The organism is Streptomyces sp. NPDC047453, from assembly GCF_040643155.1.
In the GTDB taxonomy this organism is placed as follows: domain Bacteria; phylum Actinomycetota; class Actinomycetes; order Streptomycetales; family Streptomycetaceae; genus Streptomyces.
The window spans coordinates 1-12,043 of the sequence record NZ_JBEYTS010000123.1; the positions used below are offsets into that span (position 1 = coordinate 1).

Consider the following 12,043-nt stretch of genomic DNA (forward strand, 5'->3'; position numbering starts at 1 on the left):
GGCCTCGGCGACGGCGACCCTGCGGCGGGCCTGTAGTGACAACCGCGGAAGACGACGTTTGAGGTGCAGCCTCATCTTTATCAGGTCGATCACGGGGGTCTGTCAACGTCGACCAACGGCCCCTGAGCCTTGGTCGATCGTCCGCTGCGGTCCGGCGTCGACCGCTGCTGTTCGTGCTTGTTGGTGTCAGCCGCTGGTGTCAGCCGCCGCACGTGGTCTTGGCAAGCGCCGTTTCTCTCCGGCCTGGAGCACTAGTTTGGAAGATTGCCGTCAGCAGGAGCCGGGTGACCCGTCTGCAGCTTTTTGGCGCTGTCTCGGCACGCCTATGACTGGCTGAGTCGACCGGACACCCGCGCCCACTTTTCAAGGCAAAAGCCGCATATCAGGATGCAGACGCCCGTCAATCCTACGATGTTGCGAAACATGTCATCGTGCCGATATGTGTCGAGAAGCTCGACCGACAACCCAAGCCCCATCAGGATGACGCCGAGCCCCCAGATTCGGGGTGACTCGACACGGCCCCTCAGCCGAGGGAGCAGCCAGCGGCGGAAGACTGCAGCTCCGCCTGGTACCAGAGTGATCGCCGAGACAGCTCCGAGAGCGGCCCAGCCATAAACGTCCATGAAGAACGCCTCTCCCCGGAAGATCGTCGGCGCGACTCCATGCCGCACGAGCGGATCATGTCACGGCCCTTGGGGTGGGGGAAGGTTGCGTCCTGGGGGGTGGGTGCGATCTTCGGCGCAGGTCAGAAGCGAATGTAGCCCCGCACCCCGCGGCTGAACGGCAAGGTCGAACGCTCCCACCGCATCGACGCCGAGGAGTTCTACCGGCTCCTCGATGGCGTCATCATCGACGACGCCGAGGTCTTCAAGGGAGGACTACTACAACTACCATCGCCCCCACGGCGGCCTCGGCGGCCAGACCCCCCTACGAACGCCTTAAGCAGAAGACCACGGCCCAGGCGTAAACGATCAACGTCAGTGGCACACGCAGTGCGAGGTCATGAGCCACATGGACCGCCTGCTGCGGAGGCGTCCCGGTCGTCAGTGACCGCCCCCGTTGATGTCAAAGGTGGATGTCAAGGGCCCCGGACCATGATCGGTCCGGGGCCTTTTCGCTGGTGCCCCCGGCAGGATTCGAACCTGCGACACCCGCTTTAGGAGCGAGGTTGGGCGATCACGCGTCTGATCTGCGGCTATCGGCCCTCGGCGTGACCCGGCTGTCTTTCCTCTGGTGAGCCTCAATTCCCCGTGAGTCCCCGCCCGTTCTGGCACGAGAGTGGCACGCGAGACCTTTTTGCGAGCAGGGCCGCTCGACGTTGTGTCTGTCGCGGTGACCGTTCGTCTCGGGGCTGATTGACTTACGCGGACAGGTTCAGTTGCCAGGAGACGCCGAACCGGTCGTTGACCCAGCCGAACTTGGTGCTGAAGCCATAGTTTCCCAGCGGCATGAGTTCCGTGCCTTGCTCGACGAGGGCCGCGTAGAGACGGTCCATCTCGGCTTCGTTCTCGCATTGCACGAAGAGTGAGACTGCGGGCGTAAAGGTGAAGTCGTGTTTCGCGGGGCTGTCGATGCACATGAATCGCTCGCCAGCGAGCGAGAACGTCGCGTGCTGCACGCTCCCGTCCTTGCCGGGGCCCTCGGCACCATAGCGGGTGATGCTGACGACCTCAGCATCGTCGAAGAGTGAGACGTAGAAGGTCATCGCTTCCTCGGCGTTGCCCTCGAACATCAAGAACGTGGTGATCTTTTGTGACGTCACGATCTCCATGCCGCTTGCTCCTTCGGCGCTATCAGGCAGTCGACGAGTGGCTAGGGTAGCGCCGAGATCCTGCGGCTCTCTCAATCCCGCCTGTTTTTCCATGGAAGGCACAGGGGCTGGACGGTCCCCCGACCCGTCTGGACCGGGGCCCTCACCCTGGTGGGGCCAACAGGCTTTGAACCTGTGGCCTCATCCTTATCAGGTCGATCACGGGGAGTCGGCAACGTCGGCCAACCGGCCGGTCTCCTGGGCTGATCGTCCGTTGCCATTCGGCGTTGGTCGGCGCTGTCCGCACTTGTTGGTGTCAGCCGCTGATGTCATCGCCGGACGGCGGCCTTGACAAGCTGTGGTCTGCCTCTTCGCCACCCACGGCATCGAGCAAACGTTGCCGCGCCTCGTCTACTGGTCGCGCTTGGGCCAGATGAGGCCCTGATCGGTCCAGATGACACCCTTGTTGCGGCAGAGGCAGAAGGGGTGGCCGATCGGGTCGGTGTAGACCTGCCAGCCGTAGCCGTTGGGGCCGATGCAGTCCCGCTGCAGGGTCGCGCCGAGGTCGAGGACGCGGCGCTGCTCGGCCTCGATCTCGTCCACTTCGAAGTCGAGGTGGAACTGCTTGGGGTGCTCGCTGTCGGGCCACTGCGGGGCGCGGTAGTCGTCCACCCGGATGAATGCCAGCTCGATCTCGCCGAACTGGATGCCAGCCCAGTCCTCGGAGCTGCCTTCCTTGATCGGACGGCCCGTCACCTCGGAGTAGAAGGCCGCCAGCTTCATCGTGTCCGGGCAGTCGATAATGAAATCGGTGAGTCGCAGCATCCCGCGATCTTGCCACGCGGCCGCGCGGATGATCTAGAGCCTGTGCATGGGCACGCGGTCGGCGTAGCGACTTTGGCCGGGAGCTGCTTTGGCGCGAGTGATCATGGCCCCTTACGCTGGCCCGCGGATCGGGCAGGCTTGTGGACCTGCCCGTTAGTGCCCGATGTGGGGCCATGATCTTCGAGGCTCGCGCCAAAGTGGCTGGCTAAAGTCGCGGAGCCGACCGCCCCAGCCACGACGTGTTCTGACCTCATGCACTGGTGCCTGCCTCTTGGGCGGGAGCGGGCGGCCGGCGGTGCCGAGCGGGGCGGAGACATGAGCGCGGGCGCCGCCGGCCGCCCGCGCCCGCCCGGAGGAGCGAAGCGACGACGGGTGCTTGAACCAGTAGAGAAAGTTGTAACTCAGTCTGTGGCGTGGGGCTTGAACTCGTGTGCACATGCTGGGAGTTCGTTGCCCTGACGGTGCGCGAACGGCAGGAAGAGCACTGGTCGGATGGTCCAGGTGATGCGGGTGCCGGCGTGGGTGATGGTCACCGTGCATGGTTCCTGACGCAGTAGGGCACGCCTCGTTTCGCTGCGGCCGTCGTGGAGCCATGCCCATGCCTCGTCTGAGGCGTCGGAATCGAGTGCCGGTGAGATCGTGCGGAGCGCGACGGCTACCCATCTGTCTGCCTGGGGCGCCGAGTACGCCTCGAAGGAAGCGCGGAAGGCTGGCTTCTCTGTCGTCTTCCCGAGGCTTTCCGTCCAGCACTCGCACCAGTAGCCGCGGGTGGGCTTGTCCATCAGCACGGGTGGGCTCCGCGCCGGGTGTCGGTGAAGAGCTCCGCGGTGACCGTGTGGCCGCTCTGGCTGCTGTGGACCACCACCCGGTGAGCGAGGACGCTGACCATGCCGAGCCCTCGGCCGTGCTCCGCCTCCTGGTCCTGGTGCTCGACCTTCGGTGCGGTGCCCGTGCCTCCGTCGTCGGTGACGGACAGGGCGATCACCTGCGGGGAGACTGCGAGGGCCAGATGAAAGCTGCCGGATGCCTGGCCGCTGGCCGTGTGGAGGATCGCGTTCGCGCTCAGCTCGCTGACGATCAGCTCGGCGTCCTCGGCTAATGGCGATCCCCGCAGAATGTCGCGGGTCCAGCGGCGGGCTCTGCTGACCTCTTCCGGAAATCCTGGGCAACTGAGCCCCCAGACCCGGGCGCTACTCGTATACTCGTGCATACAAGTTCCTTCGTGCTGGTAGGCCGCCATGTGCAGCGGGTTCGGGCTAGACGAGTTTCACGCCGTCGTGAGCGCGGATGGCCGGCGGGGATGCCGCGTCGAGTGCGTCAAGCACACGGATCGCGTACGCCTCGTCGGCGAGTTCGATGACTTCTTCGCGGGTGGCCCAACGCAGAGCGCGGGTCTCGTCCCCCGTGGTGGGAGTACCGTCGGCCGCCTGGCAGCGGAAGACGAGGGAGACGATCAGGCCCGTCATGTTCTTGTAGACGCCGGTCAGGGTCGCGGGAAGCTCGATCTTGATGCCGGTCTCTTCGAGAACTTCGCGCTGGAGAGCTTCGGGGATGGTTTCCTCGCGTTCGAGGACTCCGCCCGGGGGTTCCCAGTGGCCGTTGTCGCGGCGCTTGATCAGGAGGGCCCTGCCTTGGTCGTCGACGATGACCCCGGCGACGCTCACGGAGTGCGGGCGTTCTGTGCTCACGTTCCTTGGCCCTCTCGGCTGGCTAGGCTCTCCACCGTAGCAACAAGACTCGCCCACTCGTCTAGATACCTAAAGGAGTACGCATGGCGTCTCTACCGAGCATTCTCGGCGGCCTCGACCCGACCAGTGATCGTGCTGTCTTCCGGCAGATCGCCGACCAGCTGCGCGAGGCCATCGACCGTGGGCGATTCAAGGAGGGGGAGAAGCTGCCCTCCGAGGCTGAGCTGGTCGAGCATTACGGGGTTTCCCGGATGACGGTCCGGAACTCCTTCTCGATCCTCCAGGGCGAGGGCCTGGTGCACGCCGAGCACGGCAAGGGCGTCTTCGTCCGGCCCCGGCCTCCGGTGCGGCGGCTCGCCTCCGACCGGTTCGCCCGGCGCCACCGTGAGCAGGGGAAGTCCGCGTTCATCGTGGAGGCCGACGCCGCCGGCAGTCACCCGAAGGTCGACGGCCTGGAGGTCAAGGAGGAGAAGGCCAGCCAGGACATCTCCACCCGACTCGGTTCTGTGCGGCGCGTGCTCGCCCGGCGCCGCCGGTACCTGCTCGACGGCCGACCGGTCGAGTTCGCCACGTCGTACCTCCCGCTCGACATCGCCCGCGGTACGCAGATCGCTGAGCCCAACCCGGGCCCCGGTGGCATCTACGCCCGCCTTGAGGAACTGGGGCACCATCTCGACCACTTCGAGGAGGAGATCCGGGCCCGGATGCCCTCCCCGTCCGAGGTCAAGACGCTGCAACTGGCCGCCGGTGTGCCGGTGATCCACCTGATCCGTACCGCCTTCGATACTGCGGGGCGGGCCGTGGAGGTCTGCGACACAGTGATGGCGGCGGACGCGTACGTCCTCTCCTACCAGCTTCCGGCGACCTGATCGGCGGTGCGCGAGGCCACTTCTTCGGACTCGTACACCTCGACACGCATACTCGTATAGACGAGTGGGCAAGTTGTGTGGCAAGGTGATCCCGTTCCCGGCGAAGTCGGGTTCGAAGGCTGCATCTTGTCTAGACGAGTAGATGGCAAGAAATCTTGCGCACCATCCGTGTGGAGACCTCGGCCGCGACGATCCTGCTGACCGAGGCGCCCGAGCCCAAGGTCCGCGACCGACAGTCGGGCGAGATCGCGAAGGACGCCGTCAGCGGTGAGGCGCTGATGACCATCGGCGTCGTCTACATCGAGGAGGGGGAGTCGTCCCTGATCAAGGTGACCGTTCCGGAGAGCGGGGTGTCGGAAGGGCTCGCCCTCGGTGCCCCGGTCTCCCTGCCGGGCCTGATCGCCCGGCCGTGGGAGAGCGTGTTCAACGGCCAGCAGCGGCACGGCATCGCCTTCCGGGCCGCCGCCGTCACCCCAGCCGCCTTTCCGGCCGCCATGGGGGCCACGGCCTGATGACCGACCTGGCAACGCTTCTGGAGGTGGGTGGTCCCGTCGCCGCACTCGGCGGTGGGGCCGCCTACGCCCGGGCGAAACACCCCGGCGTCTACTGGTCCACGGTCGGCTTACCAGTGTCCACGGTCCGACTGCTCAGCTCCTACGGCTCGGTCATGGAGGCGTGCGGGCTGGCCGTGGCTCCCTCCCGGTGGCGGGTCCTGGCGGTCAAGGCCACCACCCGCCGTGAGGTCCGGCCCGTACCGCCGCGTCGGGGGATCATCCGCCCGACCACGACGGGGCTGCGGGTCCGTCTGCGGCTCGCCCCGGGGCAGGAACCCGCCGACGTGGCCGCCTCCGCCGAACGGCTGCGGCACGCCTGGGGCGTCCACGCCGTCTACGTGACGACGGTCAAGCCGGGCGTGGTCGAACTGCGGCTCGTCGGCTTCGACGTGCTGCGGCGGGTGCGCATGCCGCGCAAGCTCCGTCCGGACCTTCTCCGAGTGCCGGTCGCGCTGCGCGAAGACGCCACTCCGTTCGTACGCGACTACCGCACCGTGCCGCACCAACTCACCCTCGGCGCCACGCTGTCCGGCAAGTCCATGTACCTGCGTCACCTCGTCGCCGGACTCGCCCGCCACCCCGTCGCCCTCGTCGGCATCGACTGCAAGCGGGGCGTGGAACTGGCGCCCTTCGCTCCGCGCCTGTCGGCGCTCGCCACCGATCCGGAGCAGGCCGCCGAGCTGCTGCCCGTGCTGATCAAGGAAATGGAGGACCGGTACGACCTGATCAAGGCCCGGCAGGGCATCGCGCCGAGCACGCCGGACGAGGAGATCATGCCTGTCGTGCTGTTCGTGGACGAGGTGGCCGAACTCTTCCTCGTCGCCACGAAGAAGGACGAGGGACGCCGGGACGAGATGGTCACCCAGCTCATCCGGCTCGCCCAGCTCGGCCGGGCCGCCGGCATCTACCTGGAGGTCTGCGGCCAGCGCTTCGGCGCCGAACTGGGCAAGGGCGCGACCATGCTGCGGGCCCAGTTGACCGGCCGCGTCTGCCACCGCGTCAACGACGAAGCCTCCGCCAAGATGGCACTCGGCGACATCGCCCCCGAGGCGGTCTCCGCCGCCTGCGCCATCGCCCCCGAACGGCCCGGCCTCGCCGTGGCCGGTGACACCTCCGGCGGCTGGTCCCGCATCCGCACGCCGTACCTCTCCCTCGGCGACGCCGCCGGGGCCTGCCGCGAGTCGGCCCACCTGGTCCCCGACCTGCCCGCGCTCAAGCCCTTCCGGCCCGACGTGCCGGTACGGCCGCCCGTCGAGGCACCGAGCCCGGTCGTGCGGCCCCGCCCGGTGACCGACTGACTCGCGCCCGCACTCATCCCCGGTCGGCGTGACCGCCTCACGCCATGTCCCTACCCCCTCCCATGCCCGAACCCGGAAGGAGCCGCAGCATGCGCGCCCACCTGGCCCGCGTCGACGCGGTGCTCGTCCAAGCGGTCATCGCCGCCGCGCTGTCCTTCGCCCACCTGCACGACGTCGCCTCGGCGGCCGGACAGGACGGGTGGAAGGCGTGGGCCTATCCCGTCTCGGTCGACCTGCTGCTCGTCGCCGCCTGGCGCCGACTGCGGTCCGGCGACGCGAAAGCGGCCGGGTGGTGCTGGTTCCTGATCGCCCTCGCCGCGTCCCTGGGCGCGAACGTCGCCACCGCCGGACTGCTCGACCTGGACCACGTGCCGGCCTGGCTCCGCATCCTCGTCGCGGGCTGGCCCGCGGTCGCCTTCCTCGGCGGAACCCTCCTCGCCCACTCGTCGCCGACCAGGCACGACGGAGCCGGTGACGCCGTGAGCCAGGAGACACCCGAGGACATCGAGGACCAGGAGGACGCGCCCGATCCCGCACCGGAGCCCTCGGCGCCTCCGGCAGTCGAGTCGGCACCGGCTCCGGCTCCGGTCACCGTTCCGGCCGCCCTGGTCGAGCACGCCCGCAAAGTCGCCGCCGAGCACCACGCCCGCACCGGAACGGCCATCGACACCCCGACCCTGCGCGCCCGACTCGGCGTCCCGCCGCCCATGGCCGACGCCATCGCAGCACAGCTCTGAAAGGAGACCACGTGAGCGCCAACCGCCGCTTCCGCTCCGTCACCCGCATCGGCCCCGTCCAGGTCGGCACGTCCTACGACGGTCGCGGCCGGGAGAAGCACACCGCCGCCTGCACGGCCCCGCGCTGCGGCTTCTCCGCCGACTACGACAGCCGCGCCGCCGCCGAGCTGGCCGCCCGTACCCACCGCTGCCCCATCCGCTGAAAGGACCCGCACACCGTGACCGTCAGCCTGCCGCTCGTCGTCCTCCTCGGCTTCTTCGCCTGGGGAGCGGTCAAGTTCCTCGGCGTCCGCACGTGGATCGTCGTCCTGATCGCCCTCTTCGGCTTCTGGCTCTCGGACACCTTCCTGGCCCCCGCCATCGAGTCCGGCACGCGCTCCGGCGTGGACATCGTCAACGGCTCACATGACTAGACGAGTAGGTGAGGAGAGCTTCGCCGTGTTCCTGCCCAAGTACCCCGACAGCCCGACGCCGCCGCCCGCACACACTCACACCGTGGCCGACCAGATGCCCGCTCGGCGGCCGGCCCCTCAGATCTCCGTCAGCACCGGAGCAGTCGCGGCCGTCCTCGTCGGCGGCGTCGTGCTGACCGCGCTCCTGGCCGCCGTCGCCGTCACGGCCGTCTCCGTGGTCGTCGCCGCCGTGGTCCTGCGCTCGCTGCTTCGCGACCAGCACCGCCGCTGACGCACCGGACCCCCGGGGGCGGCCTCGATACCGCCAAGCATCCGCCGCCCCGGGGGCCCTCTCCCTCCAGCCGAACCAGAAGGAGAAAGCCATCATCACCCGCGCCACTCCGCCCCCGCTCCACGAACTCGGCGAACTGGCCGCCCTCGGCACCATGCCCGCCCTCCTGCGCCAACTCGCTGGCCTCGGCGGCTGCACACACCCGATCCGCCTCGACGGCCACCGCACCGAGCACGCCGTCGACACCCGCACCGGCGAGATCGGCAACGTCCTCCACCACCTCGACTCCTCCAGCCTCCCGGCCGGTCACCTCCTGGTCCGCTGCAACAACCGCCGCACGACCCGGTGCGCAGCCTGCGCCGAGGTGTACCGCCGCGACACCTTCCACCTGATCACCTCCGGACTGCGCGGCGGCAAGGGCGTCCCCGAACGCGTCGCCGCCCACCCGCGCGTCTTCGCCACCTTCACCGCGCCGAGCTTCGGCCCGGTCCACAACCGCGCCACTGGCCCGGCCGGATCGGTCCGCCGCTGCCGCTGCGGCGCTCTCCACGACCAGGACGACCCCGCCCTCGGCACCCCGCTCGACCCGGACACCTACGACTACGAAGCGGCCGTGCTCTGGAACGCGCACGCCGGTCCGCTGTGGCGGCGCTTCTCGATCTACCTGCGCCGGGAGGTCGCCAAGCGCGCTGGACTCACACAGCGGGCCTTCCGCGAATACGCCCGGGTGTCCTTCGCCAAGGTCGCCGAGTACCAGAAGCGCGGGGCCGTCCACTTCCACGCCGTCATCCGCATCGACGGCCCCGAGGGCGGCGACACCCCGCCTCCCGCCTGGGCCACCGCCGAGCTGCTGACCGACGCGATCCGGGCCGCCGCTGCCGCCGCTCGCGTGGACGGCCCGGACATCGACGGCCGAGCCCATGCCTTCGCCTTCGGCCGTCAACTCGACGTCCGCACCATCCGCTCGGCCGACTTCGACGGCGGCCAGGAGCTGACCGAGCGGGCTGTCGCCGCGTACATCGCCAAGTACGCCACCAAGGGCGCCGAGACCGCCACGGGAGCTCTGGACCGGCCGCTGAAGTTCCTCGCCGAACTTGCCCAGCTCGACATCAGCGACCATGCCCGCCAACTCATCCGTACCGCCTGGACCCTCGGCGCCCGCAAGGACCTCGAACACCTCCGCCTGCGGGCCTGGGCGCACATGCTCGGCTTCCGCGGCCACTTCTCCACCAAGTCCCGCCGCTACTCCACCACCCTCGGCGCCCTCCGCGAGGCCCGCGCCGAATGGCGCCGCACACAGGCCGCAGCAGCGAACGAGACCGACCCGGACACGACCCTCGTCCTCGCGCACTGGGTCTACGCCGGAACCGGCCTCACCGACGCCGAAGCCTGGCTCGCCGAAACCCTCGAACCCGCCCCCGGAACGGAAGGAGAACCCACCCATGGCTGACCGCTACCTGACCGTGGCGCAGGTGGCCGAACTCCTCGGCACCACGGAACGCTTCCCGCGCCGCCTGATCGCCGAGCGACGCATCGTGTTCGTCAAGGTCGGTCGGCACGTCCGTATCCCGGGGAGCGCACTGAACGCCTTCATCGACGCCAACACGGTGCAGCCGATCGGCGACCGCCGCAGCTCCCTGCGGAGGGCTGCCTGATGGCCAACAAGAGAGGGAAGCGGCGGAACTTCGGTTCGGTCCGGCAGCTTCCGTCCGGCCGTTGGCAGGTCCGCTACCGGGATCCGGAGACGGGGCAGCTGCGCCCGGCGGAGAAGACGTACGCGACCAAGACCGATGCCCAAGTAGCCCTGACGCACATCGAGTCGGACATCGTGCGCGGGCAGTGGTCGGACCCGGACGCCGGGGCGGTGAACTTCGGGGAGTACGCCACCGCGTGGCTGCGGGACCGGAAGCTCGCCGACCGTACCCGCGAGCGGAACGAGTCGGTGATGCGGCTGCACATCCTGCCCACGTTCGGAGCCGGGAGCGTGGCCGACGTAACGACGGCCCGGGTGCGTAGCTGGCGCGGCAAACTCCTCGCGGCCGGCGTCGGAGAGCCGACGGTGGTCAAGGCGTACCAACTGCTGCGGGCCCTGATGAACACGGCCGTGGACGACGAGCTGATCCGGCGCAACCCGTGCCGCATCAAGGGTGCGGACCGCTACGACGTGCCCGAACGGCCGGTCCTCACGGTCGCGGAGGTCTTCGCCGTCGCCGACTCCATAGCGCCGCGCTACCGGCTGCTCGTGCTCCTGGCGGCCTTCACCACCCTGCGGTTCGGGGAACTGGCGGCTCTGCGGCGCCGGGACATCGACCTGGAAGGGCTGACCGTCACCGTGCGCCGCGCTCAAGCCGAGTTGCAGGACGGCCAGCTCTTCGACAAGGCACCGAAATCCGCAGCCGGCGTGCGCACCGTCTCCTTCCCGGCCGAACTGCTCGACGCGGTCACGCACCACCTGGAGCACTTCGCCGCTCCCGGCCGCGACGGGCACGTCTTCGTCGGGCCGCAGGGCGGACAACTGCGGCGGAGCAACTTCCGGGACGACTGGGTCAAGGCCAGGAAGGCCGCGGGCGTCACGGCCGAGCTGCACTTCCACGATCTGCGGCACACGGGCAACACACTGGCCTCGACGGCCGGGGCCAGCACACGGGAGCTGATGACTCGCATGGGCCACAGCAGCTCGCGCGCCGCGCTGATCTATCAGCACATGACCAGCGACCGTGACCGGGTCATCGCCGACCAGCTCGGTGCCATGATCCGAGACGATGGGGGAGCGGCGGCTGGCTCGGCGAGAGCGAGACTCGACCAGCGATAACAGCGAGTGCGTAGCCGCAGCGCCTGATCTGTGATGGGCCAGCTCACGAGAGGGCACCTCTCGTGAGCTGGCCCTTCGTCCTGCGCCCAGTCTCTCGCTTCGCAGGATTCGCTGAAAACTGCTTTTTGTATCTCTTGCGTCTCCGGATGCGCTAGTCTTGCGTGGCCAACGCCGACTAGCAAGGGGGAGGGCATGAGCCCAACTATTGAGGTTGATGAACAGACGTATCGCTCTATCGAGTTCGCGGCGAGCATGGGCGGTACCACTGCTGGCGAGGTTGTTGCTCGGCTCGTGAAGAGCGCAAGTGTGCCGGCCGCAGCGAGTAAGGAGAACGAGGAGCGCAAGGTTGGCGTGTACGTCGACTACGAAGGCCATCGGACTCGCGGCAACTATGACCGGGACACAAAGCGGATCGACATCACATCGGGGCCGCTTGCAGGGCAAAGCTTCAAGACGCCGACTGGGGCGGCGCGAGCGGTGGTGACGCACTACAAGCCGGGCGTGAATCCGAACCGTAACGGTTGGTCATTCTGGGTGCTCGATGATGGGTCCGGCGGGTTGCTGCAGACCATCCGGCACTCGCCGTGAGTTCGCGGCGGGCAGTTTGTTGTAAGACTCCCTGCCCATGCGTGGTCGGGCCGTCGGCGGCATAGTGGCACGTCTCTGGCACGACACCTGAAACGCCGAAGGGCCAGCCTGGGAGGAAACCCCTCCTGAGCTGGCCCTTTTCTCTGTGCCCCCGGCAGGATTCGAACCTGCGACACCCGCTTTAGGAGAAAACGTGCACCGACTGTGAGGTTCAGTAGGTGCGCGACGGGTCCAGTTT

Annotated in this window: 16 protein-coding genes and 1 tRNA gene; 11 read left to right on the forward strand and 6 right to left on the reverse strand. The window is 68.5% G+C overall.

Features of this window, described 5'->3' with window-relative positions; translation table 11 throughout:
- Positions 1–1,118: 1,118 nt before the first annotated feature.
- The 6 genes from ABZ818_RS40865 to ABZ818_RS40890 all read right to left on the reverse strand — a co-directional run bounded on the left by ABZ818_RS40865 (position 1,119) and on the right by ABZ818_RS40890 (position 4,239).
- Positions 1,119–1,196 (reverse strand) — tRNA-Arg (locus ABZ818_RS40865).
- A 164-nt stretch (positions 1,197–1,360) separates the two neighbouring features.
- Positions 1,361–1,771, reverse strand: coding sequence for a VOC family protein (locus tag ABZ818_RS40870; RefSeq protein ID WP_361426869.1), 411 nt, complete (start codon positions 1,769–1,771; stop codon positions 1,361–1,363).
- Positions 1,772–2,161: 390 nt separating this feature from the next.
- Positions 2,162–2,575, reverse strand: coding sequence for a VOC family protein (locus ABZ818_RS40875; RefSeq protein WP_361426872.1), 414 nt, complete (start codon positions 2,573–2,575; stop codon positions 2,162–2,164).
- A 401-nt stretch (positions 2,576–2,976) separates the two neighbouring features.
- On the reverse strand, positions 2,977–3,357 hold the full coding sequence (locus ABZ818_RS40880; RefSeq protein ID WP_361426900.1) for a hypothetical protein: 381 nt from the start codon (positions 3,355–3,357) through the stop codon (positions 2,977–2,979).
- Positions 3,357–3,785, reverse strand: a complete 429-nt coding sequence (locus ABZ818_RS40885) for an ATP-binding protein (RefSeq protein WP_361426875.1) — start codon at positions 3,783–3,785, stop codon at positions 3,357–3,359. The genes ABZ818_RS40880 and ABZ818_RS40885 overlap by 1 nt, the downstream gene beginning before the upstream one ends.
- A gap of 46 nt (positions 3,786–3,831) precedes the next feature.
- A complete protein-coding gene (locus ABZ818_RS40890) occupies positions 3,832–4,239 on the reverse strand; it encodes an NUDIX hydrolase (RefSeq protein WP_361426903.1) in 408 nt (135 codons plus the stop codon).
- Between the two features lie 107 nt (positions 4,240–4,346).
- Between ABZ818_RS40890 and ABZ818_RS40895 the strand changes: the two genes are divergently transcribed.
- The 11 genes from ABZ818_RS40895 to ABZ818_RS40945 all read left to right on the forward strand — a co-directional run bounded on the left by ABZ818_RS40895 (position 4,347) and on the right by ABZ818_RS40945 (position 11,805).
- On the forward strand, positions 4,347–5,132 hold the full coding sequence (locus ABZ818_RS40895; RefSeq protein ID WP_361426878.1) for a GntR family transcriptional regulator: 786 nt from the start codon (positions 4,347–4,349) through the stop codon (positions 5,130–5,132).
- A 155-nt stretch (positions 5,133–5,287) separates the two neighbouring features.
- On the forward strand, positions 5,288–5,644 hold the full coding sequence (locus ABZ818_RS40900) for a hypothetical protein (protein ID WP_161243473.1): 357 nt from the start codon (positions 5,288–5,290) through the stop codon (positions 5,642–5,644).
- Positions 5,644–6,984 carry an FtsK/SpoIIIE domain-containing protein gene (locus tag ABZ818_RS40905; RefSeq protein WP_361426881.1) on the forward strand — a complete coding sequence of 447 codons (1,341 nt, stop codon included), beginning with the start codon at positions 5,644–5,646 and terminating at the stop codon, positions 6,982–6,984. The genes ABZ818_RS40900 and ABZ818_RS40905 overlap by 1 nt, the downstream gene beginning before the upstream one ends.
- A gap of 89 nt (positions 6,985–7,073) precedes the next feature.
- Positions 7,074–7,721 (forward strand): DUF2637 domain-containing protein, encoded by a 648-nt coding sequence (locus ABZ818_RS40910; protein WP_361426884.1) that lies wholly within the window; start codon positions 7,074–7,076, stop codon positions 7,719–7,721.
- Between the two features lie 11 nt (positions 7,722–7,732).
- Positions 7,733–7,924, forward strand: a complete 192-nt coding sequence (locus ABZ818_RS40915) for a mobile element transfer protein (protein WP_351057113.1) — start codon at positions 7,733–7,735, stop codon at positions 7,922–7,924.
- A 15-nt stretch (positions 7,925–7,939) separates the two neighbouring features.
- Entirely contained in the window at positions 7,940–8,134 is a 195-nt protein-coding gene (locus ABZ818_RS40920) for a hypothetical protein (protein WP_004986817.1), read from the forward strand.
- Positions 8,135–8,159: 25 nt separating this feature from the next.
- Complete coding sequence (locus ABZ818_RS40925; RefSeq protein WP_361426906.1) at positions 8,160–8,405, forward strand: SpdD protein; 246 nt, start codon at positions 8,160–8,162, stop codon at positions 8,403–8,405.
- A gap of 154 nt (positions 8,406–8,559) precedes the next feature.
- Positions 8,560–9,855: a replication initiator gene (locus tag ABZ818_RS40930; protein ID WP_361426888.1), complete on the forward strand. Its 1,296-nt coding sequence runs from the start codon at positions 8,560–8,562 to the stop codon at positions 9,853–9,855.
- On the forward strand, positions 9,848–10,060 hold the full coding sequence (locus tag ABZ818_RS40935) for an excisionase family DNA-binding protein (RefSeq protein ID WP_361426891.1): 213 nt from the start codon (positions 9,848–9,850) through the stop codon (positions 10,058–10,060). The genes ABZ818_RS40930 and ABZ818_RS40935 overlap by 8 nt, the downstream gene beginning before the upstream one ends.
- On the forward strand, positions 10,060–11,217 hold the full coding sequence (locus ABZ818_RS40940; protein ID WP_361426894.1) for a tyrosine-type recombinase/integrase: 1,158 nt from the start codon (positions 10,060–10,062) through the stop codon (positions 11,215–11,217). The genes ABZ818_RS40935 and ABZ818_RS40940 overlap by 1 nt, the downstream gene beginning before the upstream one ends.
- A gap of 192 nt (positions 11,218–11,409) precedes the next feature.
- Positions 11,410–11,805 (forward strand): hypothetical protein, encoded by a 396-nt coding sequence (locus ABZ818_RS40945; RefSeq protein WP_361426897.1) that lies wholly within the window; start codon positions 11,410–11,412, stop codon positions 11,803–11,805.
- Positions 11,806–12,043 lie beyond the last annotated feature (238 nt).